Source organism: Flavobacterium sp. SP2 (assembly GCF_057626655.1).
Map to the genome: position 1 here is coordinate 18,947 of NZ_JBVHBT010000005.1, position 24,668 is coordinate 43,614.

General features: G+C 34.4%; 24 protein-coding genes. 9 read left to right on the top strand and 15 right to left on the bottom strand.

The window, feature by feature from the left end; genetic code table 11:
- Nucleotides 1-49: 49 nt before the first annotated feature.
- Nucleotides 50-670 (top strand): matrixin family metalloprotease, encoded by a 621-nt coding sequence (locus tag ACZ098_RS11130; protein WP_487311822.1) that lies wholly within the window; start codon nucleotides 50-52, stop codon nucleotides 668-670.
- Here the strand turns inward: ACZ098_RS11130 and ACZ098_RS11135 are convergent, their stop codons facing one another.
- Nucleotides 671-1,564, bottom strand: coding sequence for a LysR family transcriptional regulator (locus ACZ098_RS11135; RefSeq protein ID WP_487311823.1), 894 nt, complete (start codon nucleotides 1,562-1,564; stop codon nucleotides 671-673).
- Between the two features lie 100 nt (nucleotides 1,565-1,664).
- On the opposite strand from ACZ098_RS11135, the gene ACZ098_RS11140 reads away from it, so the two are divergent.
- Nucleotides 1,665-2,258 (top strand): NAD(P)H-dependent oxidoreductase, encoded by a 594-nt coding sequence (locus ACZ098_RS11140; RefSeq protein WP_487311824.1) that lies wholly within the window; start codon nucleotides 1,665-1,667, stop codon nucleotides 2,256-2,258.
- Between the two features lies 1 nt (nucleotide 2,259).
- Entirely contained in the window at nucleotides 2,260-2,550 is a 291-nt protein-coding gene (locus tag ACZ098_RS11145; protein ID WP_487311825.1) for a putative quinol monooxygenase, read from the top strand.
- Between the two features lie 154 nt (nucleotides 2,551-2,704).
- On the opposite strand, the gene ACZ098_RS11150 is transcribed toward ACZ098_RS11145, so the two are convergent.
- From ACZ098_RS11150 to ACZ098_RS11215, 14 genes are all read right to left on the bottom strand, one after another.
- Nucleotides 2,705-2,863: a hypothetical protein gene (locus ACZ098_RS11150; protein ID WP_487311826.1), complete on the bottom strand. Its 159-nt coding sequence runs from the start codon at nucleotides 2,861-2,863 to the stop codon at nucleotides 2,705-2,707.
- A gap of 165 nt (nucleotides 2,864-3,028) precedes the next feature.
- A complete protein-coding gene (locus ACZ098_RS11155) occupies nucleotides 3,029-5,308 on the bottom strand; it encodes a GH92 family glycosyl hydrolase (RefSeq protein ID WP_487311827.1) in 2,280 nt (759 codons plus the stop codon).
- A gap of 150 nt (nucleotides 5,309-5,458) precedes the next feature.
- Nucleotides 5,459-5,695, bottom strand: a complete 237-nt coding sequence (locus ACZ098_RS11160) for a 4a-hydroxytetrahydrobiopterin dehydratase (RefSeq protein ID WP_487311828.1) — start codon at nucleotides 5,693-5,695, stop codon at nucleotides 5,459-5,461.
- 5 nt (nucleotides 5,696-5,700) lie between these two features.
- The gene (locus ACZ098_RS11165; RefSeq protein ID WP_487311829.1) at nucleotides 5,701-6,447 is read right to left on the bottom strand and encodes a maleate cis-trans isomerase family protein; all 747 of its coding nucleotides are present in this window, start codon (nucleotides 6,445-6,447) and stop codon (nucleotides 5,701-5,703) included.
- Between the two features lie 103 nt (nucleotides 6,448-6,550).
- Nucleotides 6,551-7,459, bottom strand: coding sequence for a fumarylacetoacetate hydrolase family protein (locus ACZ098_RS11170; protein WP_487311830.1), 909 nt, complete (start codon nucleotides 7,457-7,459; stop codon nucleotides 6,551-6,553).
- Nucleotides 7,459-7,638, bottom strand: a complete 180-nt coding sequence (locus ACZ098_RS11175) for a hypothetical protein (protein ID WP_487311831.1) — start codon at nucleotides 7,636-7,638, stop codon at nucleotides 7,459-7,461. The genes ACZ098_RS11170 and ACZ098_RS11175 overlap by 1 nt, the downstream gene beginning before the upstream one ends.
- 45 nt (nucleotides 7,639-7,683) lie before the next feature.
- Nucleotides 7,684-8,790: a cupin domain-containing protein gene (locus tag ACZ098_RS11180; RefSeq protein ID WP_487311832.1), complete on the bottom strand. Its 1,107-nt coding sequence runs from the start codon at nucleotides 8,788-8,790 to the stop codon at nucleotides 7,684-7,686.
- 279 nt (nucleotides 8,791-9,069) lie between these two features.
- The gene (locus tag ACZ098_RS11185; protein ID WP_487311833.1) at nucleotides 9,070-9,468 is read right to left on the bottom strand and encodes a transposase; all 399 of its coding nucleotides are present in this window, start codon (nucleotides 9,466-9,468) and stop codon (nucleotides 9,070-9,072) included.
- Between the two features lie 59 nt (nucleotides 9,469-9,527).
- On the bottom strand, nucleotides 9,528-10,508 hold the full coding sequence (locus ACZ098_RS11190) for a carbon-nitrogen hydrolase family protein (protein WP_487311834.1): 981 nt from the start codon (nucleotides 10,506-10,508) through the stop codon (nucleotides 9,528-9,530).
- Nucleotides 10,509-10,570: 62 nt separating this feature from the next.
- Nucleotides 10,571-10,993: an acyl-CoA thioesterase gene (locus tag ACZ098_RS11195; RefSeq protein WP_487311835.1), complete on the bottom strand. Its 423-nt coding sequence runs from the start codon at nucleotides 10,991-10,993 to the stop codon at nucleotides 10,571-10,573.
- Between the two features lie 56 nt (nucleotides 10,994-11,049).
- Entirely contained in the window at nucleotides 11,050-12,630 is a 1,581-nt protein-coding gene (locus ACZ098_RS11200; RefSeq protein WP_487311836.1) for an FMN-binding glutamate synthase family protein, read from the bottom strand.
- Nucleotides 12,631-12,751: 121 nt separating this feature from the next.
- Nucleotides 12,752-14,341: an AMP-binding protein gene (locus ACZ098_RS11205; RefSeq protein ID WP_487311837.1), complete on the bottom strand. Its 1,590-nt coding sequence runs from the start codon at nucleotides 14,339-14,341 to the stop codon at nucleotides 12,752-12,754.
- 52 nt (nucleotides 14,342-14,393) lie between these two features.
- Entirely contained in the window at nucleotides 14,394-16,685 is a 2,292-nt protein-coding gene (locus tag ACZ098_RS11210) for an oxidoreductase (protein WP_487311838.1), read from the bottom strand.
- A gap of 99 nt (nucleotides 16,686-16,784) precedes the next feature.
- The gene (locus ACZ098_RS11215) at nucleotides 16,785-17,387 is read right to left on the bottom strand and encodes a flavin reductase family protein (protein WP_487311839.1); all 603 of its coding nucleotides are present in this window, start codon (nucleotides 17,385-17,387) and stop codon (nucleotides 16,785-16,787) included.
- 183 nt (nucleotides 17,388-17,570) lie between these two features.
- Here ACZ098_RS11215 and ACZ098_RS11220 point away from each other — a divergent pair, with 183 nt between their 5' ends.
- From ACZ098_RS11220 to ACZ098_RS11245, 6 genes are all read left to right on the top strand, one after another.
- Nucleotides 17,571-17,825, top strand: coding sequence for a hypothetical protein (locus ACZ098_RS11220; protein WP_487311840.1), 255 nt, complete (start codon nucleotides 17,571-17,573; stop codon nucleotides 17,823-17,825).
- 186 nt (nucleotides 17,826-18,011) lie between these two features.
- Nucleotides 18,012-18,431 carry an IS1/IS1595 family N-terminal zinc-binding domain-containing protein gene (locus tag ACZ098_RS11225; protein ID WP_487311841.1) on the top strand — a complete coding sequence of 140 codons (420 nt, stop codon included), beginning with the start codon at nucleotides 18,012-18,014 and terminating at the stop codon, nucleotides 18,429-18,431.
- 98 nt (nucleotides 18,432-18,529) lie between these two features.
- Nucleotides 18,530-19,906: a porin gene (locus tag ACZ098_RS11230; RefSeq protein ID WP_487311842.1), complete on the top strand. Its 1,377-nt coding sequence runs from the start codon at nucleotides 18,530-18,532 to the stop codon at nucleotides 19,904-19,906.
- A gap of 29 nt (nucleotides 19,907-19,935) precedes the next feature.
- Nucleotides 19,936-21,486, top strand: coding sequence for an MFS transporter (locus tag ACZ098_RS11235; RefSeq protein WP_487311843.1), 1,551 nt, complete (start codon nucleotides 19,936-19,938; stop codon nucleotides 21,484-21,486).
- Between the two features lie 11 nt (nucleotides 21,487-21,497).
- On the top strand, nucleotides 21,498-21,713 hold the full coding sequence (locus tag ACZ098_RS11240) for a DUF6814 family protein (RefSeq protein ID WP_487311844.1): 216 nt from the start codon (nucleotides 21,498-21,500) through the stop codon (nucleotides 21,711-21,713).
- Between the two features lie 265 nt (nucleotides 21,714-21,978).
- On the top strand, nucleotides 21,979-24,663 hold the full coding sequence (locus ACZ098_RS11245) for an ATP-binding protein (RefSeq protein WP_487311845.1): 2,685 nt from the start codon (nucleotides 21,979-21,981) through the stop codon (nucleotides 24,661-24,663).
- Nucleotides 24,664-24,668 lie beyond the last annotated feature (5 nt).

A 24,668-nucleotide genomic window follows, 5' to 3' on the forward strand; every position in this document is an offset into this window, starting at 1 on the left:
TTGTTATGGTACAAAAATTGTGATTCAATCTTTAAATTTTAGTAACCCTATGAAAAGAATAGTTGCTTTATTTCTGTTTTTCTTACTTTCTTGTTCCAAAAAATCTGACAACCTTAAAATTTTGGGGATTCAACCTTATGAAAACTTTTCGAAAAGTAAATCTGAGAAAATTGCAAAAATCATAACGGATTTCTATGGTGTAAAAACTGTTATATTGTCAAAAATTGATTTGCCGAAATCCGCCTTTGTAAACCTAAAATCACCGAGATATCGGGCTGATAGTATCATTAAATTTCAAAAAAGTATAAAAAACGATTCGCTTGATTTTATTTTGGGTTTAACCAGCAAGGATATCTCGGTTACAAAACATGATAGTCGTGGCAAAATTAAAAATCCAGTATGGAAATATAATGATTTCGGAATTATGGGTTTGGCATACCGTCCAGGAAATAGCGCAATTATTTCTAGTTTTAGACTTAAAAGTAAAAATAAAGAAATTGAATTTGAACGATTGAAAAAAGTGGTCATTCATGAATTTGGACACAATTTAGGTTTGCCGCATTGCCCAAACAAAAACTGTGTGATGACAAGTGCTGCCGAAAAAATTGCAACAATAGACCAAGAAAAAGCAGCATTGTGTAGTCAATGTAAAAAGCAGTTGAAACGTTGATTACATCATTTCGATAAATATTTTTTTTATCAAATTGATTTCATCTTCATACATAGTTTTTTTGCGTGTGGCAAAATACAACGTATTTTCTAACGGAACTTTACCTTTCCAAATCAATTGTATTTGGTTGTTATTGATTTCTTTATTACACAGAAAATCAGGAATTACTGCTAGACCTTTTCCGCTGCTTAAACAACGTACAATAGAGTTTAGGTTTGGAACTATATAATTCGGACGAAAATCGGCGTATTTGTTGAAATTCAATTGCCAAAACCGACGTAAATGTTCCATGTCGCCAGTCGTACCGTACCATTTTTGTAGTTTTAACCAATTTTCGGTTGCTTCGAGATTATTCTCTTTTTCTATCGCTTCAAATTCCGATTTATCAATATCATTTCCTCCGACAAGTACAATTGTTTCAGATGAAAACGGTTGGTATTCTATTGTGTTTTTCGCAACCATTTGCGGTGTAATGATCAAATCTAAAATTCCTTTTTCAAGATTTTCAACCATCAACGGATAGTCACCAAACTGAATGATTACATTAAATGGTAAAGTCGAAATGTACTGTTCTAAAGTGATTTGGAAAGTTTCAAAACACATTCCGATACTGATAGTTGGCGTATGTTTTTCAGTACTTCTTTGGAAATTTTGTTCGGCTTCTTCCAATTTACTTAAAGCTTCAATTGTAAAATTGTACAAAACTTTTCCTTTTTCAGTTGGAACCATTTTTCGTCCAGTACGGTCAAATAATTTGTAGCCTACATAATTTTCTAAGGAACTTAGATGCAAACTTACACCAGGTTGCGAAATAAACAATACTTCGGCAGCGCCAGTCAAGGTTCCTGTTTTATAAACCGCTTTAAAAGTGCGATACCATTCTAGATTTACCATAATCAACTATTATAATTCTGATGCAAAGGTATGAATTAAGTTATTTTAATAATAGAAAAGACGGTCGTAAATTTGTACCATCAAATTAAAGAAATAGAATATGACAAAGATATTTATAATTAATGGCGGACAAAAGTTTGGTCATTCAGGTGGGAAATTCAACGAAACTATTTTTCAAGAAACGCAAGATTTTTTTAAAAACAAGTCCAATTTTGAAGTTAAAACGACCGATATAAACGAAGAGTACAATCCTGCAGAAGAAGTTGATAAATTTGTTTGGGCAGATGTAATTGTGTATCACACACCAATTTGGTGGTTTCAATTGCCACACGGATTTAAGAAATATATAGATGTAGTATTTACCGAAGGACACGCAAAAGGCATTTATCATAGTGATGGAAGATCGTCTAAAAATCCTGCCATAAATTATGGAACAGGAGGAATGCTTCACGGAAAAAAATATTTGTTGACAACTTCATGGAATGCGCCAAAAGAAGCGTTTACTTTGCCTGGAGAATTTTTCAACGAACGTAGTGTTGATGATGGACCATTATTTGGTTTTCACCGAATGAATGCGTTCACAGGAATGACTGCATTAGAAAGTATGCACTTTCATGATATTGAAAAAAATGCTGATGTTCCAAGAGATTTAGAATTATATAAAGTACATTTGACTCAACTTTTTTTAAATTAATATGACAGTAAATTTAACCGTAATTCTTGAAGCTAAGCCAGAGAATAGTAATCAAGTAAAAGAATTATTGCAAAATTTGGTGGAGCAGACCAAAAAGGAAATTGGCTGTTTGCAATACGACCTGTATCAAAATAAAGATAATACTAATGAATTTATATTTCATGAAATTTGGGAAAACCAAGCCGCTTTTGATTTTCATAATTCACGCGAGTATATCACCGATTTTTTTGGATTAGCTTCAACTATTTTAAGTAAAGCGCCTCAAGTAATTTTTACAAATAAGATGGCTTAAAAAAAGAGCAACTACCTATTTGATAGTTGCTCTTTTTTAATTTATATTTTTCCTAGTAACCAAAATATTATTAAAAATATAATGATGGTACTGATGCAACCACCACCTAATTTTTTGGCGGAATATCCGGCAATTAAAGTTTTAAAAAATCCGTTCATGATGTTATGTTTTTAAGGTTAGATTCAATTATATAAAAACTTTCAACATCATAAACTGTATCCTCAATGATTTCAGTTTCATTGTTGATCATCAGAATATTATTCAAGTTTGTTTCTAAAACTTCGATACTTGGTGTGGTAAATAATAGTCCCATTTTTATATAATTTAGTTTTACAAAATTGCTATATAAATCGTATAAAAAGTTATATTTTAATTGCAAAAAATTATATAATTTCGGTAAATCACTCGTATACAATACAAAATCAGTTAGTAAGGTTACTGACTAATGAATGCAGTTTAGTTTTTTTATTTGAACTTTTTAATTAGAAGTTGATAATGAAAATGGAAAGGAACTCTCGGTTGTACCTCTTTTAGTATTGGGAACTTCGGACATTTTGAAATTAAAAGTTCCTCCTTGTAGTATGGATTCATGGTTTATCCAGTTTTTTAAGTATTCTTTTCCGTTCAAATCTACTTTCTGAATATATAGTTTTTTTTCACTATTGTTTGGAGCTGTAATTACAAATTGTTTTCCGTTTTCTAAATTTAGGGTTACTTTTTTAAACAGTGGCGTTCCCAAAACATATTCATTAGTAGCAGGACAAACTGGATAAAATCCTAAAGCAGAAAACACATACCAAGCAGAAGTTTGACCATTATCTTCATCTCCACAATAACCGTCTGGTGTTGGTTTGTATAATCTATTCATTACTTCCCGTACCCAATACTGCGTTTTCCAAGGTTCACCAGCATAATTGTACAAATAAATCATGTGTTGAATAGGTTGATTTCCGTGAGCATACTGACCCATATTGGCAATTTGCATTTCTCTAATTTCGTGAATGGTTTCGCCATAATAACTGTTGTCAAAAACTGGCGGAATGGTAAAAACGGAATCCAACATGGAAACGAATTTTTTATTTCCTCCCATTAATTTTGATAATCCAGCAATGTCGTGAAAAACACTCCAAGTGTAATGCCAACTGTTTCCTTCGGTAAATTCATCTCCCCATTTGAAGGGATTAAACGGTTTGTGGAAACTACCATCTTTATTTTTACCTCGCATTAAATTGGTTTCAGAATCAAAAAGATGCGTGTAATTCCTACTTCTTTTTTCATACAAATCGATTTCTTCTTGTGGTCTATTCAAAGCTCTTGCTAATCGGCTAATGGTGAAGTCGTCGTACGCATACTCTAAAGTTCTTGCAGCATTTTCATTAATGCCAACATCATACGGAACATAACCAAGTTTGTTATAGAATTCTACACCTTTTCTTCCAGTAGCTTGTGGACCTTCATTATTAGCGCCATGCAATAAGGCTTCATATAGTTTATCAATATCGTAACCTCGAATTCCTTTAATGTAGGCATCTGCGACTACTGAAGCAGAATTATTTCCAATCATAATATCGCTATACGATGGACTGCTCCATTCGGGTAACCAACCGCCTTCTAGATAATCGTTCAGTAAGCCTTGCTGCATTTCTTTATTTATGGAAGGATACATTAAATTTAGAAATGGATATAATGCTCTAAAGGTATCCCAAAAACCAGTTCCTGCAAATCGATAACCAGGCATTACATTTCCAGAATAGGGACTGTAATGAATAATTTTATTTGAAGCATCAATTTCATACATTTTCATCGGGAAAAATAAAGTGCGATAAAAAGTAGAGTAAAAAGTTCTGACTTGTTCTTCTGTTCCGCCTTCTACTTGAATTCTTTCGAGTGTTTTGTTCCAGGTGGTTTTGGCTTTTTGTTTTACAGTTTCGAAAGAATCATTTCCAATTTCCTTCAAATTGACTTCGGCTTGTTCAAAACTTATAAATGACGAAGCTACTCTTGCTCCAACTCGCTCTTTTGCATTAGCAATATCAAAATTAAGTAAGGCAGACATGTGCGATCCAGATAATGCGAGTTCTTTTAGTTTGGTTTTATCATTGTAAAGAGTAGAAACTTTAAAAGGTTTGTCAAATACAATAACAAAATAATTTTTGAAATTACTTAATTTACCTCGAGCATACCGCGTACTATAACCAATAATTTTGTTTTCTTCAGGGATAATTTTGATATAGGAACCTCTGTCAAAAGCATCAACAACTACAAAAGCACTATCTGTTTTCGGAAAAGTAAATTGAAAAAAAGCCGCTCGATCTGTGGGAGTTATTTCAGTGGTTACATCGTGATCGGCCAAATAAACGGAGTAGTAGTAAGGCTTCGCAATTTCTGATTTATGGCTAAACCAACTCGCGCGTTCTTCCTCATCAACAGTTCCTTTCCCAACTAGTGGCATCAATGAAAATTGTCCGTAGTCATTCATCCACGGTGATGGTTGATGCGTTTGTTTGAATCCTCTTATTTTTTTAGCATCATAGGTATATTGCCACCCATTTCCATTGTTTCCAGTTTGTGGTGTCCAAGCATTCATTCCCCAAGGCAAACCAATTGCTGGATACGTATTTCCGTTGCTTAAATCATAACTACTAGCGGTTCCCATTAAAGGATTTATGTATTCCACTAAATCTTTAGAATTTACTGCGTGTTGAGAATATCCCAGAAAATAAAGTAGCAATAAAAGGTAGACTAGTTTTTTCATCATCAGAAATTTTAAAATAAAATAGTTATTGTATTTAGTGCTGCAAAACTTTTTGGATGAATTCAAAAACAACAATTGCTTTAGTATCATTTTTATAACATTAACTAACTTTGGTTTTCTTAAAAAGTGGAATTAGTTTGTTTTAAACTTTCCTTATTCAAGTAACTCATCAATTTTTTGAGCAAGTTGGTAATCTTGATCGGTTATTTGATTTTTGTCGTGACTGTATAAAGTGATTTCCAATTGAAATGCTTTATGAATTTTGCAATCGGGATGATGGTTGATTTCATCAGCGTAATTAGCTACTTTTAAAAGAAATTGTGCTAATTCAGTTTGTGATTTAAACTTGAAATTGTTTACTAGTTTTCCGTCAATTACGTTCCATTCCATGCTATTTAGTATTTACCGTTTAGAAGTTCTCCACCGATTGCCGATTTGGTTTCGATGCCAAGTTTCTTCATCATTTCAAAGGTAGTACAAACTGCGGCAGATGTAACAGGAATTCCGCATTCAGCTTGAATTAAATCAATTGCTTCTAATGATGGCATTTGCACGCATGCTGAAACTACTAAAACATCAACATCAGTCAAATCCAATTGTTTGTAAATTTCCAATAAATTCAACGGATTTTGTGCAGCGACTTCCAAATTATCAGGAATTTCTAAAGCAATACTTTCTTTTACTTTTATACCTTGATGTTCGATATAATCTACAACCATATCGGTTAATGGTCGCATGTAAGGTGTAATTATTGAAATTTGTTTCGCGCCCAAAACTTTCAAACCGTTAATTAAAGCTCCAGCAGAAGTTACAATTGGAGTAGGAAAGTCGTTGGCTATAGTTTCCTGATGCAAATTCACTTCAGAAACGCAGTGATAACCTCTTCCCATGCTCATAATTGCTACCAAACAAGCGTAACCCATAACGTCAACATGCGCGTCAGAAAGTTCTTGAGCACATTTCAAACTCATGGCATCCATGGCTTCGAGTTCTTCTTTAGTTACTTTTTTCATTCGCATTCTGCTCGAATGGAAAGTAAATCGTTCTGGCAAAATGGTTTCGCGTGAACGAAAGATTGCTGGTATTTCGGTTTCCATCGTTACATTACTGGATGGAACTATTTGTCCTATTCTGTATTTCATTTTAAGTATATTTAGTTTCACTAAGATGCACAAAGGTTTCACGGAGATTCACAAAATTTTGTGCGACTTTGCGTTTACTTTGTGAAACTTTGTGTAATAATTTCTATATCTCTTTAATAGTATTCACGATCGTTCCAATTCCTTCCACAGTAGCTTCGACAACGTCACCATCGTACATCCATTCTTGTGGATTTCTTCCTGCACCAACGCCTGATGGAGTTCCGGTTGCAATAATATCACCAGGTTCCAAAGTGAAAACAATACTTAAATCTTCAATTAAATCATTTATGTTGAAAAGTAGGAATTTGGTGTTCGAATTTTGCTTTTCTACGCCGTTTACTTTCAAGGATAAATTAAGATTGTGCGGATTTTCGATTTCGTCTTTAGTAACTAAAATTGGTCCCATTGGTGCAAACGTATCTTGTCCTTTAGAAACAATCCATTGCCCTTCACGACGGCAATCACGTGCCGAAATATCATTGATAACCGTATAACCAAAAACGTAATCCAAGGCATCGCTTTTAGAAACGTATTTTCCTTTTTTGCCAATAATTACTGCCAATTCCACTTCCCAATCCAATTGTTCGGTTAGTTTGGTGTTTTTTATAATTTCTGTATTTGTCGCTGTTACAGTTGTAGGCGGTTTTGAAAATATAATTGGTTTTTGTGGTAATTTCCCCGTTGTGTCCAAAGTTCGTGCACTTTCGGCAACGTGTTCTGTATAATTTAAACCAATTCCGATGATGTTTTTTCGAGGTTTTTCGATAGGAGCGAGGAAGATGACTTCGTCCATTTCATAACAGATTTCTTCGAAGAAATTTTCTGGAGTTTCAGAAACCATTTCGGTAATTTCTGCTATGATTTCAAATCCCATATCGATGAGTTCCAACATATCGTTAGGTAATGGAAAATTGGATATTTCTCCAAAATCTTCCATGTCAATTACTTGATTGTTGTGGAGGAAGCCTAGTCTTGGTTCGGTGTCTTGTGTTTTGTAGGTAAGTAGTTTCATTATGTTTTATGTCTATTTGATAGTAGTTTGATAATTGCAAAAATGATTAATCCAGAAAAGAAAATGATAGTTGTATATCCAACAATCACAGTAAATTCATCCTCTTTTGAAATAAGATTTATTCCTAAAATAATAAAGACCAATGCAATGCAGATTCCAAATAATGGTATTTTTTTCATTTTGTTTTTTTTGAAATTGATTTTTGAAATTGATTTTTGAAATTGTTATTGCAATTGAAATCCGTTATTCTCTTCCAATTCTCGTGATTGGTATAATCCTAATTTTTCAATTACTGGTAAATCGTTGAATGAAAATAAGCAAGCATCTTCAGTTTCTGATAAATTGTGATGTTCGTGCCAAGCCCAAGATGGAACGCAGAAAATATCACGTTCTTTCCAGTCAAATCGTTTTCCGTTGATGATGGAATATCCTTTTCCTTTTGCACATTGATATACGAATGAACCTGTGTGCTTATGGGCTTTTCCTTTGAAATTAGCTGGTAACAATTGCATTGATGCGCCCATTGTTTGCATTACGTGTCCGCCAGTTAATGGGTTGGAATAGTGCATCAAAATTCCGTCAAACGGATTGATTTCATTCACTTTTACAGTTTCTAATAATGCTGGATAAACCGTTTTCCAGGAATATTTGAATAATGGCGAATAGGGTTTGTCCCAAACTTTATCGGCTGGAATAAATCCTGAAGTTCCGTAGGTAATTGGTGAAAAATTTACTGGAAAATCTAATGGTTGTTTTCCATCATAAACGGCATAATCATTTGCTTCGAGCGCATTTACTAATGGAATATCCAAACCATCTTGCCAGATACAGGTTTTTCCGTTTGCATCAACGCCGTGTTCGTGCCAAGTCGAATTGGGTGTAATTACAAAATCGTTAACTTCAAATGTGATTTTGTTTCCGTCAACAACGGTATAGCCGCCTTCGCCTTCCATGATGAATCGCAATGCCGATGCTTTGTGTTTGTGTGCCGATGTACTTTCGCCTGGACGAGTAACTTGAATTCCAGTGTACAACCAACCAACGGCAGCAGAAACATCTTTTCGTTTGTCGTTTACCAAATAAACAACGCGTCTTCCAGCTTGTTCTGGAGTTACCAATTCGGATGATTTTAGCACTAATTCCCGTAAATCGTCGTACTTCCATAGCATTGGAACCGAAGAACTTCTTGGTTCCCAAGGTTCAATGTCGTTGGCAACGGTCCATAATGCGCCAGCGCCAAGAGTTTCTAGTTCTTTGTAGTAGGCTTCGAGTTCTGGTGTGTCGTGAACCCTTGCTCTTCCTAATTGATCGTCTGAAAATTTATCTTCCATATTTTTATTATTAAACTCCGACAGAGTTCAAAACTCTGTCGGAGTTGTTTTAGCTGGGTTTTATTCGATTATAAAATTAATAATTTCATTAAAATTTTGTTTTTGAGAATGATAAGTAATAAACTCATCTTTGTTTCCATAAATATCGATTATTTCTTTTCTTTTTAACTTTGTTGGTTTGTCCGACAAAATACTATCATATGATGACCAAGGATATAAACTCATTTGCTGAACAAATCCATGTTGAACTGGATTATTGTGAATGTAATAAATTACATTTTATAAATATTTATCTGATGTTATTAATTTTCTTTCAAAGGGTTTTTCAAATAATCCACCTGTCCTTTTAAATTTCTTATTTATAGCTTGCGTATAAGCATTAAACAAGTATCCAAACTGTTTTGAAGGTTCTATTGATTTCGGTTTTTCAATCGTTGAATATTCTAATTTCTCAAAGTCAATTTCATTGTCCAGCCATGTATAAACTAAAATGTGAAAATGTTTTTTCAATAAACACCAAGCATAAGTATCCGCGATTGGTGAAATATATTTGTCAAAAAGTCTTAAAAAATGATAATAACTCTCGTTACCAAAAAATACATCAATACCATTATTACCACGATTGTAAATGTGGTAGTAGTTTCCTTTTTCTAGAGGTATTGGTTTGTAATTTTTCATATGCTTTTTTTATAACTCCGACAGAGTTCAAAACTCTGTCGGAGTTGTTTAGAAATTAGTTATCTCTTATTAAACTCCTCATGATTATCAATAAAGGTGATTTTTCGGGTAGGAGCAATGTTTACTCTTAAGTCAAAAATATCAAATCTATTGTAATGTCCAAGAATGTCGTGCATTTGTTTGGGTTGGATGCATTTCTGCAAATCGATATCAGCGTAAACAATTCCTTCATCATCGATTAAAGGTTCGCCAACAACAGCGCCATTCGGACCAATAATCCCCGAAAATGCAGAGTTTTTACGAGTTAGTAATTCATCCACATTGGGAACATCATTTCGCAATGCGTCTTTTATTTCTTGCGAAATTGTAGAACAGGAAACTATTGTAAATAATTTCCCTTCGAATGAATGTGCGGCGGCTCGAATTTTAATTGCTTCGGCCATATCGTAATCGGGTGGCGCAACTGGAAGGGAAATGTAGTTGGCAATATGAATTAATTCACCTTGAGAAAGCAAAGTGAATCGTGCTAATGTATTGGTGTTTTCACCACAAGCCAGTGTTCCAATTGGACCGATTTCTGTATCATAAACTTTCAAGGATGAACCATCGCCAGATGTCCAAGTTAGTTTTTCTGCCCAAGTTGGTACTAGTTTTCGGTGCTTTCCAATTAGGTTTCCGTTGTTGTCTATGATTAAATTGGTGTTGTAAATCTCGCCGTAACTGTCTCCACGTTCGTTGATTCCGATGACGATATGACAATTAAAATCTTTTGCCGCTTGAAATAACGGTTTCATGGATTCATCAGTAACTTTTACAGAACATTTGTACAATTCTTCATACCATTTACTTCCTTGAACTGGCGTCATGATCCAATTCCAATACGGATAACCTGCCACAAAAACTTCAGGAAAAGCAATAAGATTTGCGCCGTTGGATGTAGCTTCTTTTATAAAGGATATAGCTTTATCAATAGTTTTTTCTACGTTAAGAAAAACAGGTGATGTTTGGACTGCAGCGGCTTTGAATTTTTTGAATTCCATGTTTGTATTATTTTAAATGATGAATTTTAAATTTTAAATTACAGCTAGGGTTAATTTAAAATTTATAATTCGTAATTCATAATTTTCTTCTTCATTTCCTCATTAAAAGGTTCGGCTTTTATATCGTTTTTATTTTCTTGAAAGGCTACGTTTACTAATGTTACTTCGCCTTCAAGACAGGTTTTTCCTTCTTCGTCTTCAAATTTAAATCCGCATAGGATGGAAGCAGAGCCGAGATTTTTTACCCATAGTTTTTTGGTTAAGATTTCTCCTAATCGTGCCGCTTTCTTAAATTGCACTTTTAAATCCACAGTTGGAATTCCGTTGGTTTCGTGCATTTTAGAGAACGGTCGGTCGAGTGCTTCTTCAAACCAATCTTCGACTAGACAATTGAGCATTTCTAGAAATCTTGGATAGAATACAATTCCGGCGTAATCTACATGATGGAAACGGATTTTTTCTTGTTTTATAAAAGGTTGGTTCATATATATTTGTCTTAACCTTGTCAAAGTTCAAAATTCTGAAAGGGTTTGTTAATGTATTAAAATTGATCTATACTGGCTCTTTTCCAATCCTTAAAAAGCGTATTTGGAACCGTACTTCCGTCAAGTAATGAGCCGGTTTTTATCTCTGGATACGTTTCTTCAAATGTTTGCGATTTTCCTAAATTGATGCGCGTACTTACCACGGAACGGTCAACTTTGTCCGGATGATCAATTCCAGCAGATGCCATTAAATCCATTGCCGATTTTACAGTTTCATGCTGAAAACGAGCCACACGAATGCTTTTTTCTTCGGGAACCAAACCTTTTGTAAGTCTTGGATCTTGCGTTGCAACTCCGGTTGGACAAGTATTTGCGTGACATTCTAATGCTTGAATGCAACCTAAGGCAAACATCATTCCGCGTGCTGAATTACACAAATCGGCACCAAGTGATAAATTTCGGATGATGTCGAATCCAGTAATTACTTTTCCGCTACAGATTATTTTGATTTGATCTTTGATATCAAAACCGTTTAAGGCGTCGTAAACAAAGGCAACGGCATCGCGCAATGGCATGCCAACATGGTCTGAATATTCTTGTGGCGCCGCACCAGTTCCGCCTTCGCCACCGTCTACGGTTATGAAATCGAGATAGGTTTTTGTAGCAACCATCGCTTTACAAATGGATAGAAATTCGGATTTGTTTCCGATACATATTTTCATACCAATAGGTTTTCCTCCGGAACCTTTTCTTAATAATTTTACAAATTCCATTAATTCTAATGGATTAGTAAATGCCGAATGGGTTGGAGGTGAAATGATGTCATGCCCTTTGGAAACTAAACGAATATCAGCTATTTCATCGGTGACTTTTTCTTTTGGTAAGATTCCGCCATGCCCTGGTTTTGCACCTTGTGAGAACTTGATTTCAATCATTTTCACGTTATCCAAAGTGGCACGTTTTGTAAATTCGTCGTAGTCAAATTTTCCTTCGGAATTGCGGCAACTGAAATATCCTGTACCAATATTCCAAACGACATCACCTCCTTGTAAATGATAGGGCGAAAGTCCGCCTTCACCTGTATTGTGGTAAAATCCGCCTTGTTTTGCTCCGTTATTCAAAGCTAAAATTGCATTTTTGCTCAAGGAACCAAAACTCATGGCACTGATGTTGAATAAACTTGCATCATAAGGTTTTTCACATTGAGATGAACCGATATGAACTCTCGGATTTTCATTGACATTTGAAAAAGAAATAGCTTTAATACTATGATTAATCCATTCGTAACCATCTTGATAAACGTCAAGTTGCGTTCCAAAAGGCATGGAATCGGTTTCTTTTTTGCTTCGCTGATAGACTAAACTTCGTTGCAATCGTGTGAATGGTTTTCCGTCGGTATCACTTTCTATGAAATATTGCCGAACGCCTGGTCCAAGCGCTTCCAGTAAATAACGCATTCTACCTAATAGTGGAAAATTTCTACGAATCGTTTTTTTGGATTGAAACATATCGTAAAACCCCATGATTATCAGCGGAATGAATATCAACAATAGAAAACTGAATTTCCAGTTGATATAGGTTAGAATTCCAATGATTGCCAAGGATGTTATGGCGAATGTTATAAATACTTTTCTCATTTTTCAGTTTTATTTACACGAATTTTCACGAATTCTTTTCTGCTTATTATTTCACGAATTATGGGTTTGTGAAACTTATTAATTCGTGCAAATTGGTGAAATTTGTGTTTAATTTTTATTCTTATTTCAATTTAAATCGTTGTATTTTTCCTGTTTCGGTTTTTGGTAGTTCAGTTACAAAAAATATTGTTCTTGGATATTTATATGGTGCAGCTGACTCCTTGAACCACAGTTGAATATCTTTTTTGAACTCGTCGGTTGCTTTAGCATTATCTTTTAGTACAATGTGAGCGCAAACTAACATTCCGCGTTCTTCATCAGGCAAACCAACCACCGCGCATTCCAAAATATCTTCGTGGGTTAAAAGTACGGATTCTACCTCAATTGCGCCAATATTATAACCAGAAGATATGATCATATCATCACCACGAGCCACAAACCAGAAATAGCCTTCTTCATCTTGTCGGAAAATATCACCGGTGATATTCCAACCATTGTCTACGTATTCCTTTTGTTTTTCAATTCGATTTAGGTATTTACAGCCCGTAATTCCACGAACGGCCAATCTTCCTGGTTCGTTGGTTGGAACTTCATTTCCGTCGGCATCAATTATTTTGGCTTCATAACCTGTAATTGCTTTTCCAGTTGCGCCAGGTTTCATGTTTGCTTCGTTGGACGAAATGAAAATGTGTAGCATTTCGGTAGCTCCAATTCCGTCTATGATTTTCAAACCTGTTGCATCGTACCAATCTTGCCAAACCTTTAATGGTAAGGTTTCGCCGGCAGAAATACATTTGCGTAAGCTAGAAATAGTATACTCGTTGACTTTAGTTGTTATGATTCTCCAAGCTGTTGGCGCTGTAAAACAAATGGTGATTTTGTATTCTTGAATGGCTTTTAATAATAAATCTGGTGAAGGTTTTTCAATTAAAAAAGTGGAAGCTCCAAAGTATAGTGGAAACAAAACCAATCCGCCAAGACCAAAAGTAAATCCTAGTGGCGGACTTCCGGTAAAAACATCATCTCGATTAGGTTGTAGTGAGTATTGTGGAAATGCTTCGCAAATATTTAAAATATCTTTGTGATAATGCGATGTCATTTTGGGTAAACCAGTTGTTCCAGAAGTGAATCCGATAAGACAAATTGAATCGGCTTTGGAATGGTAATTTTGAAAAGTTTTTGATTTGAATTCCATCAAATTTTCCAAATCTGAATTTCTGTAGAAGCTGACTCTTTTCAGAAAATTGGATTTTACCAGATTCATTTCGTCCGACAATTCGCTGTCGCAAAAGGCGTGAGAGATTTCGGCACAATCAATAATTGTTACTAATTCTTTGGCGCGAAGCAATGGCATTGTGGCAACAACAATTCCACCAGCTTTTAAAATAGCAAACCAACAAGCGACCATCATGGGATTATTGGCAGAACGAATCAACACACGATTGCCCGATTTTAATCCTAAATCATCAATAAGAACATGTGCAATCTGATTGGCTTTTTCATATAAATCTTTATATGTCCAAGTTTCTTCAAAAGTTCGAATGCAAATGGTATTTCCACGACCTTCCTTAATATGATTATCCAATAGTTTGTCAACGCAATTCAGCATTTCTGGATGTTGAAATTGGGGTAAATCCAAAAAAGAATATTCCGGAAGAAATTCTAATTCGGGTAAACTATGGTGTGCAAAATTGTCTTCGTAGTGTTTCATTTTAATTTTTAATTACAACTCCGACAGAGTTTAGAACTTTGTCGGAGTTAAATCATTTCTTATTGCTCTTCGGTTTCAACGCTTTTTTCATTCCGTCAGTTTGTTTTCTTTCGGAAGTTTTTAACGGATATAAATGTGAAATTCCCATCGTGTACTGATTTGGAATATCCTTTGCTTCAAAATTTTCGTAAGCCTGAGCGTTTCTAACAAAATAAGGATCTAATAATAATGGTCTTCCAAGTGCCACAATATCGGCGCGACCGTTTAAAATTATGGTATTTATTTGATCGATATCCTGAATATATCCTGCTGTAATTGTTGGAACTTGTACAGTATTTCTAACCAAATCTGAAAATGGTGTTTGCCACATTCTTCCTGTTTGTGGTTTCTGGTTGGCAACCGTATTTCCTGTCGAAACGTTGATAATGTCGGCTCCAGCATTTTTAAAAGCGGTTGCAATTGTGAGTACATCTCCTTCTGAAATTCCGTTTTCTGCCCAATCGGTTGCTGAAATTCTGACAGACATTGGCTTTTCTTTTGGAAAAACGTTCCGCATTTCAGTGAAAACTCGTAATGGAAATTTCAATCGGTTTTCGATACTTCCGCCAAACTCGTCTGTTCGGATATTGGTTAATGGCGATAAAAAAGAAGCTAATAAAAATCCATGGTGCGCTTGTAATTCGATCATGTCAAATCCCGCATTATCTGAGTTTATTGTTGCTTTAACAAATTGAGAAGTGATTGCATCCATATCGGCTAAAGTCATTTCTTTTGGTGTGGCAAACTTTTCATTAAACGGTATTGCTGATGCCGAAATTAATTCCCACTTTTGATCCAAATCATCCTCTTCCCAAGGTTTCTTAGTGGCGCCTTTTCTACCAGAATGACCCAATTGGATTCCGATTTTAGTTTGAGTATATTTATGAATAAAATCATTAATGTTTTTCCATTCAATTAGTTGATTTTCATTATAAATCCCCGCACAACCTAAAGTGATACGTCCGGTTTCTGAAACCGCTGTCATTTCGGTTAAAATCAATCCCAATCCGCCAATTGCTCTTGAAGTATAGTGTTGAAAATGCCAGTCGTTCACCAATCCGTTTTCAGCCGAATATTGTCCCATCGACGACATTGCAATTCGATTTTGAAGTTCTAAATTGCGAAGTTTGAATTTTGAAAATGCAGCTGGCACTTCGACAAGCTCAGTGTGACAATTGGTATTATATTCATTTAAAACTTTATCTGTAAATGATTTATCGCGCAATCGTAAATTCTCATAAGTTACTTTTTTGGCGCGTGTCATACAGCCGAACGCAAATTGATAGAACGGATGCTGATTATGTCGGTTCATGTTCTCAAACCAATCTAATGACACTAAAGCGGCGTACTGAATCATTTCAACCGTATTTCTTCTGGATTGATCATATTGTTGAAAGGCAGCTTGTACATCTGTTGGATTTGCCATCACGGCATCAAACAAACCAATGGCAGAATCCATTGCTAATTTTGTTCCAGAACCGATAGAATAATGCGCTGTAGCTTTGGCATCACCAAGTAAAACGATGTTTTTATGATACCAATTCTGATTCGTTACATGAGGAAATTGACGCCAGTGTGATTTATTGGAAATTAAAGGATGACCATCTAATTCCTCCTTAAATATTTCTGAAATTTTAGAAATGGTATCGGCTTCGTTGGTGACTTCAAAATTGAATTTCTGCCAAGTTTCATCGGAGCATTCAAAAATCCAAGTACTCATTCCGGCTTCGTATTGATAGGAATGAGCGACTATTAATCCGTGTTCGGTATTTCTAAAAAAATAGGTGAAAGCATCTAATGGTTTTGTCGAACCAAGCCAAACGAATCGATTTTTCTTTAATTCGATTTTAGTTCCAAAGTCTGATGCAAATTGCGTTCGTATTTGACTTCCAATTCCGTCCGAAGCAATGATAATGTCGGCATCGTCAAATTGACTTAAATCGTCCACATTGTGTTCGAAATGCAGATTTACACCTTCTTCCTCGCATCGTTGTTGTAATAATTGTAATAATGTTTTTCGAGAACATCCACAAAAACCGTTACCGGCAATGTTTACGGTTTCATCATCACGAGCAATAATAATGTCATCCCAATAGGCAAATTTGCTTCGGATTAATTCATACGATTGCATGTCGCGTTTTAGGAATTCGCCTAAGGTTTCATCAGAAAAAACTACACCAAAGCCGAAACTGTCGTCCGATTTATTGCGTTCGTAAATATCGATTTGGCAATCGGGCATTGCTTTTTTTGTTAATATTGCGAAGTAAAGTCCGCCTGGACCACCACCAATTACTGCTATTTTCATTTATGCTGAACTTGTTTCAGTATCTTATTGAGACACGGTTAAATTTATTTTTTGGAACACAGATTGGAAAAATTGGAGAAATTTTCTAATCCATGAGTTTTATCGTTTTATAGAGAATAATTCGCCCAGTTTAGCATAATTTGATCCTGCTAAACGAGCTATTGGTTTATAAGTTTCTAAATTGATTTTGTAATTATCCAACAGTATACTATCATCGAAATGCATCATAACTATTCGGCCAATGACAATGCATGCGCCACCATTTTTGTGATTTTCTAGAAAATAATGATGCACCATTTCGCATTCAAAAGTGACTAAACTTTCTTTGACACGCATTGGTTTTATTAGTGTTGATGGAATAGGAGTGACCGTTGCCAATTGGAATTCGTCAACATCTGAAGGAACAGTTTGCGCTGTGGTGTTCATTTTTTCTGCTAATTCTTCGGTAACCATGTTGACTACAAATTGTCCATTTGCTAAAACATTGTTTAAGGTATCTTTGTTAGTATTGTTACCGCGAGTTGTAGAAAACATAACGTGTGGCGGATCTTCACCTACGGCGTTGAAGTACGAGAAAGGAGCAAGGTTGTTAATTCCATTTGCATCAACAGTAGAAATCCAGCCAATTGGTCTTGGAATTACCGAACCTGTGAGTAGTTTGTAAACGGCAGAATGCTCTAATTCGTTAGGATTGAATTGCATTATTTTAGTTGTTTGGTTTGTACACAAATTAAATAAAAAAAGATGAATATTCGTAAAAATATGTGCTTTTAAATATTGATTAGTTTAAATAATTAAGATATTCATGAAATTTTGAAACATTTTAAACAGAAGTTGTAACGTATTAATGTGTTTGAAAACATAACTTGCAAATAAAAATTTAATATGAAAAAGATAGTATTTATGGTTTCATTATTAGCAATGAGTGGCATTGCAATGGGACAAGAAGAGCAACAACCTAATGACGATCAACTTCAACAACAAGCGCCGAGAGAAACTCAAGTTCGCACAGAACGAGCTGCAAAGCGTGAAGCTAAAAAAGCCAAACAATTAGAAAAAGAACGCACCACAAATGCCGAAGTAAAAAAAGATAGCGTGGTACGAAAGAAAAAAGTTGAAAGACGAAGTACACCAAATTAATTAAAGAGAGCAAATTCTAGATTTGCTCTTTTTTTATTTCTGACTTTGTCAAAACATCTAATAAATTAATTAAACCACAATAAAATCAATCTATTTTTACATACTGTGTAAAAAAAAGTTAAAAAAATTACATTTTATACTTTTGTATAATTGCTAAATTAGTATATTTATGCAAAATTTGTATATATGGAGATTTTAGCATGCCCAAAATGCGGAAGCGATACTATTGTCAAAAGCGGTGTAATCAAAGATAGACAAAGGTATTTGTGTAAAAAATGCAATTACTATTTTACCGTTAATAAATTAGGAAAAAAAATAGATGTTTACTATGTTACCAAAGCATTACAATTGTATTTAGAAGGATTGAGTTATCGCGAAATAGAACGTATTTTAGGCGTTTCGCATGTTACGATAAGCAATTGGGTTAAGGAGTATAAAATCAAAAAACCAGAACATACGGATTATCATCCTACTTATAAGATATATAATCACTTAGAACTGGTAGAGTTTCTTAAAAACAAGGATAAATTGTCTGGCGCCGGAATGATAATTACCGAGTTAGGAGACAAGTTTATGCTAATAAAATGGGAGCGGTTTAAGGATTAACTATAGTGTTTTACAAAATTATATATCATTATTTTTTTCATTGATAAAAAATTGGAATTTGGCTGAACCAAAAATTTTAACCAACCAAAATTTTAATTATGAAAAAAATAATTTTTATGGCTGCTTTACTTACAGCAGCTTTGTCTTTCGGACAAGGTTCTCCTGATTATGGTGGAGGAATGAAATTTAATCTAAATCCAGAAGGGACAAAGTACATGCGGTTTATTGCGTGGAATCAAATTTGGATGCGTTCAACCGAATTGAACCCAGGAACACTGGTAGGAGATGAAGTTGCAACCAAACAAGAAGACATTGGCTTACGAAGATTACGTATTCTAGCTTATTCTCAAATTTCACCAAGATACATGATTGTAACACATATTGGTATCAACAATCAAACTTTTACTAATGGTGGTGCAGCTGGAACAACTGGAACTGGTGGATATGGCGCTGGAAAAAAGCCAGGTATATTTTTTCATGATGCTTGGAATGAATATGCAATTGCCTTACCAAAAGAAGGTAGAGATTTCAGTTTAACCGTTGGTGGTGGATTGCATTATTACATGGGATTATCGAGAATGACCATGTCGTCAACATTAAATTACCTTACAATTGATGCACCAATTTTCAATTGGCCTTTGATAGAAAATTCAGATCAATTTGCGAGACAAATAGGCGTATTTGCTAAAGGTAAATATAAGAAATTTGAGTACCGATTCAGTTTAAACAAACCATTTACAACCAATCAAGTTCCAAATGATTTTACATCTAGCGACAATGCGGTTGCAGTGGATAACAGCGGTAAAACGAAATGGTCAAAAGCGGGTTATGTAGAATATCAATTTCTTGATAATGAATCTAATTTTCTACCTTACAAAGTAGGTTCTTATTTAGGAACTAAAAAAATGTTTAACATTGGAGCTGGTTTTTATACTGCACCAAGCGGAACTAAAACATCGGTAAACAGCGTAATTGAAAAACACCCAATCAATTTATTTTCTACCGACGTTTTTGTAGACATGCCAGTAGGAGATAAAGCTAAGAAAATGGCTGTTACTGCTTACAGCGTATTGTATGACTATGATTTCGGTCCAAATTATGTTAGAAATCTTGGGATTATGAATGTTGGCGTTGCCGATCCTAACTTTACCGGAACACGCGGTTTAGCAGGAGCTGGAAATTTACAACCTATGATTGGTACTGGAACTATTTGGTACACGCAAGCTGGTTTCTTATTGCCAAATAAAAACGAAAAACCTAAAGTTAGAGTTCAGCCTTTTGGAGCTTACACTTACAAAAAGTTTGATGCATTTGAGAAAGCTAGCAACCAGTTTGATATAGGAACTAATTTATTTCTAGACGGACATCATGCTAAACTAACTGCTCAGTATTCAACACGTCCTGTTTACACAGCCGCCAACAATATCGACAAATATTTGGGTGAATTTTTATTGCAATTACAAATTTATTTATAAATCTAAAACCAACTTAAAACTAGAATAATATGAGTGATAAATCATCAAAAGGAATTTGGAAAGTCATTTCTGCTTCCTCAATGGGTACAATGATCGAATGGTACGATTTTTACATCTTCGGAAGTTTGGCCGTAGTATTATCTACTAAATTCTTTCCATCAGATAATCCAACAGCAGCATTTTTATCAACCTTAGCAACATTTGCAGCAGGTTTTGTGGTTCGTCCGTTTGGAGCCTTGTTTTTCGGTCGATTAGGAGATTTAATTGGTAGAAAATATACGTTCATGGTAACGTTGATGTTAATGGGTGGAGCAACATTTTTAATTGGTTGTATTCCGAGTTATGAAACCATCGGATTCATGGCACCACTTTTAGTTTTGATATTACGTTTGCTTCAAGGATTAGCTCTTGGCGGTGAGTATGGTGGAGCAGCTACTTATGTTGCCGAACATGCACCAGCGGGTCAAAAAGGATATTGGACATCATGGATTCAAACTACTGCAACTGTTGGTTTATTCGTTTCTTTAATGGTAATTCTTATTACCAAAGGATTATTATCTAAAGAAGCATTTGACGAATGGGGTTGGAGAGTTCCGTTTTGGGTTTCTATCATCATGGTTTTTGTATCGTATTTAATTCGTAAAAATATGGACGAATCTCCAGTTTTTGCAAAAGCTAAAGCTGAAGGTAAAACAAGTACCAATCCATTAAAAGAAAGTTTTGGTAACCGTTATAATTTGAAATTTGTTCTTTTGGCTTTATTTGGAGCAACAATGGGTCAAGGAGTTGTATGGTACACAGGACAGTTTTATGCTATGAGTTTCCTTAAAACAGTAATGGCTGTTGATTCTTCTCAAGTCGATACACTTTTAGGAATAGCTTTAATTTTAGGAACGCCATTCTTTGTTTTCTTTGGATGGTTGAGTGATAAAGTAGGTAGAAAAGCAATCATGATGGCCGGTTTGTTAATCGCAATTATTGCTTACCGACCAATTTACAGAGCAATGTATCAAACAACTGATTTAGCTTTGAAAACTGAAGTTGTAGATCAAACTAAAATTGTACCAAGTATAAAAGAAGTTGATGCTACCAAAATGGATTCAATTTACACTACTACAAAATCATTTACTGATGGAACTGCGGTTGAAGAAATTAAAACCAAACATTTTGAAAACGGAAAGTTAATGCTTGACGACAAAGGAAAAGATAAAATAGAAACCAAAGTTACTAAAACAATTAACAGTAGTGACAAATGGATGCTTGTGTTCTTAGTTTTTATTCAAGTAATATTTGTAACTATGGTTTATGGACCAATTGCAGCATTCTTGGTAGAAATGTTCCCGGTAAAAATTAGATATACGTCAATGTCGTTACCTTATCACGTTGGAAATGGTATATTTGGTGGATTACTACCAGCAATTTCAACCTATTTTGTTACAACTGCCAAAGGAACCGGACCAACGCCAGCCAATCCAGAGTTTTATTTGGAAGGTTTGTGGTATCCTATCATCATAGCCGGTGTGTGTTTCGTAATCGGAATGATTTATATTAACAGAAAAAACAATACTCTTCACGACTAAAATATAAAATTATGAACTCAATAAAAAAGATTTTAGGAATAGTTTGGATGCTTTTAGCATTAGCCACAGGATATTACTGCATTGATATTTTTGGACCAAAACTTACCTCAGGAAAACAAGACGATTTGGTATTCGGAATAATTATATTTTTTGTACTGATGCCGCTTGTAGTTGCAGGATTATTCACTTTTGGATATTACGCTATTCAGGATGAATATAAAGATTAAAGAACAAACAAACTTATTTAAAACTTTAAGCTCTTATTTATAAGGGCTTTTAGGTTTTTTAGTATCTTTAGATTCAATATGAAAAAACGACATCAACAAAAATTAGTAATATTATCAATAGTAATGCTTATTGGATTGAATCTTCCAATAGTATTATTGTTTGATTCTGAACACAATTTTTTAGGTTTTCCTGTGGTTTATATTTATTTTTTCTCTGTTTGGCTTGTTTCAATTTTACTATCATTACTAATTGTTAAACGGTATAATGAGTAGCATTTCACTATTAATAATCTTATCCATCTATTTGGCTGTACTTTTTTATATTGCACATTGGGCAGAAAAAAAAGGGAATAGTAAATGGACTAATAATCCCTACGTTTATACTTTGTCTTTGGCTGTTTATTGTACAGCTTGGACTTATTATGGAAGTATTGGAGTTGCTGCAGATAGCGGATTAGATTATTTACCCATTTATTTAGGACCAATAATAATTGCACCGTCATGGATATTAATTCTTAAAAAAATCATTCGAATTTCTAGAGTTAACAAAATTTCGAGTATTGCCGATTTTATTTCACTTCGTTATGGAAACAGTAGGTTTCTCGGTGCCATTGTTACAGTAATTTGTCTGACGGGAATTTTACCCTACATCGGACTTCAACTCAAAGCAATATCTGAAACTTTTCATGTAGTTACCAAAACTGCAATGAGTAATTACGTTTTCGATGATACCACAACGTATGTTGCCATCGCTTTAGCACTTTTTGCATCTTATTATGGTACAAGATATGTTGATGCTTCCGAAAAAAGAAAAGGAATTGTAACAGCCGTTGCTATGGAAAGTGTATTAAAATTGGTGTTTTTCGTTGTAATTGGCGTTTATGTAACTTTTTTTGTATTTGACGGATTTGATGATATTTACCAAAAAGCAATTGTACTAGAAAACTTCAAAGAAAAAAACACCATTGGAGGTTTGCCACAAGCAATCAATTGGTTTTTACTTTGCATATTGTCCATGTTTGCAATTTTTTTACTTCCACGACAATTTCAGGTTTCGGTTATAGAAAATAATCGGGAGAATCACATCAATACTGCGGTTTGGCTTTTTCCCTTATACTTGTTATTGTTTAATATTTTTGTATATCCAATCGCTTGGGGTGGCAACATTTTGTTTGATGGAAAAGAAGTAAACTCGGATGTGTATTCACTTTTAATTCCACAGTTTTTTAACAACAAAGTTCTAACTGTCATGGTATTTCTAGGCGGATTTTCAGCAGCAATATCCATGATAATTGTTTCCTCAATAGGATTGTCAACGATGATTACTAACAATGTTTTGATTCCGTACAACTTACTCGGACGATTGAAAAGTCAAGACCAAACAATTAGTAGTAAAACAATTATAAACAGTAGAAAAATAGGCATATTTTCATTGATAATATTGTCTTATTTTATGTACCGCTTTTTTGGATTGGATTACAATCTAGTCTCGATAGGTTTGGTAGCTTTTGTAATCATAGCGCAGTTAGCACCGGCTTTTTTCGGAGCATTATTTTGGCGAAGAGGTTCGCGATTGGGCGCTGTGTATAGTATTTTAGTCGGATTTATAATTTGTATTTTCACCTTGTTAATTCCTTATGCAATCGGAATTGGAAACATCAACAGCACGTTCATCTCTAAAGGATTTATGAATATCGAGCTACTAAAACCATTTCAACTGTTTGGTTTGGATTATCTCGATCCCGTTCCGCACGCACTATTTTGGAGTTTGCTTTTCAATTCAATTACTTATTTTGCAGTTTCCGTAAGTTTTAAAGGTAATTATCGCGAAAGAAACTATGCCGAAATGTTTGTTGACATAAACAAATACATAACCATGCACGAAAATGCATTTGTTTGGAAAGGAACTGCCTATCGTTCGGATATTGAGAAAGTACTGATTCGATTTTTAGGCTTGGAACGAACCAAACGCGCCATGAATATTTTTAATTTGAAATACGGAATTGATAAAAATGAAGAATTGGCCGATGCTAGATTGATCAAGTTTTCTGAAAATTTACTTACTGGCCATATCGGAACTGCTTCTGCTAGAATATTGATTTCTAGTGTTATTAAAGAAGAAAAAATATCATTACCCGAAGTTTTGAAAATTTTAGAAGAATCGAAAGAAAATATCATTACCAATAAAAAACTCATCGAAACGTCAAATGAGTTGAAAGAAATCTCAGCCAAATTGCAAGATGCTAATGAATCACTTATTGAAAAAGACAAGCAAAAGGATGAATTCTTAGATACGGTTACGCACGAATTAAGAACACCAATCACAGCCATTCGAGCAGCGAGCGAAATTCTTCATGACGATGATGATATTCCTGAGGATTTAAAAAAACAATTTCTGCAAAATATAATTTCTGAATCGGATAGGTTAAACCGATTGATTGATAAAATTTTAGATTTAGAAAAATTTGAAACTGGAAAACAAAAGATAAATATTGCCGTTTACAACATTATAGAAACTATAGAAAAAGCAATCGATCCGTTGCAACATCTTATTAATAACAAATATATTACTGTTCATGTTGAAGGTAAAAAAATAGTGTATTTGAACTACGATGAAGACCGGATTTTTCAAGTTATTACCAATTTAGTTTCAAATTCAATAAAGTTTTGTCCAGAAATTAATGGATTGATAACCATTTCAGTAGTTGATAAAGTAAGTTATATTGAAGTTCAAGTGCGCGATAATGGAAAAGGAATTACTGCCAATGATTTTGAATTAGTCTTTGATAAATTTTACCAATCTACAAATCAGAACTTCAAGAAACCTATCGGAAGTGGTTTAGGATTAGCTATTTGCAAACAGATAATAGAACTTCATAAAGGCAAAATTTGGGCATCAAATGCTAAGAACGGTGGCGCATGCATTACATTTACATTACCAAAAAAATAATACTT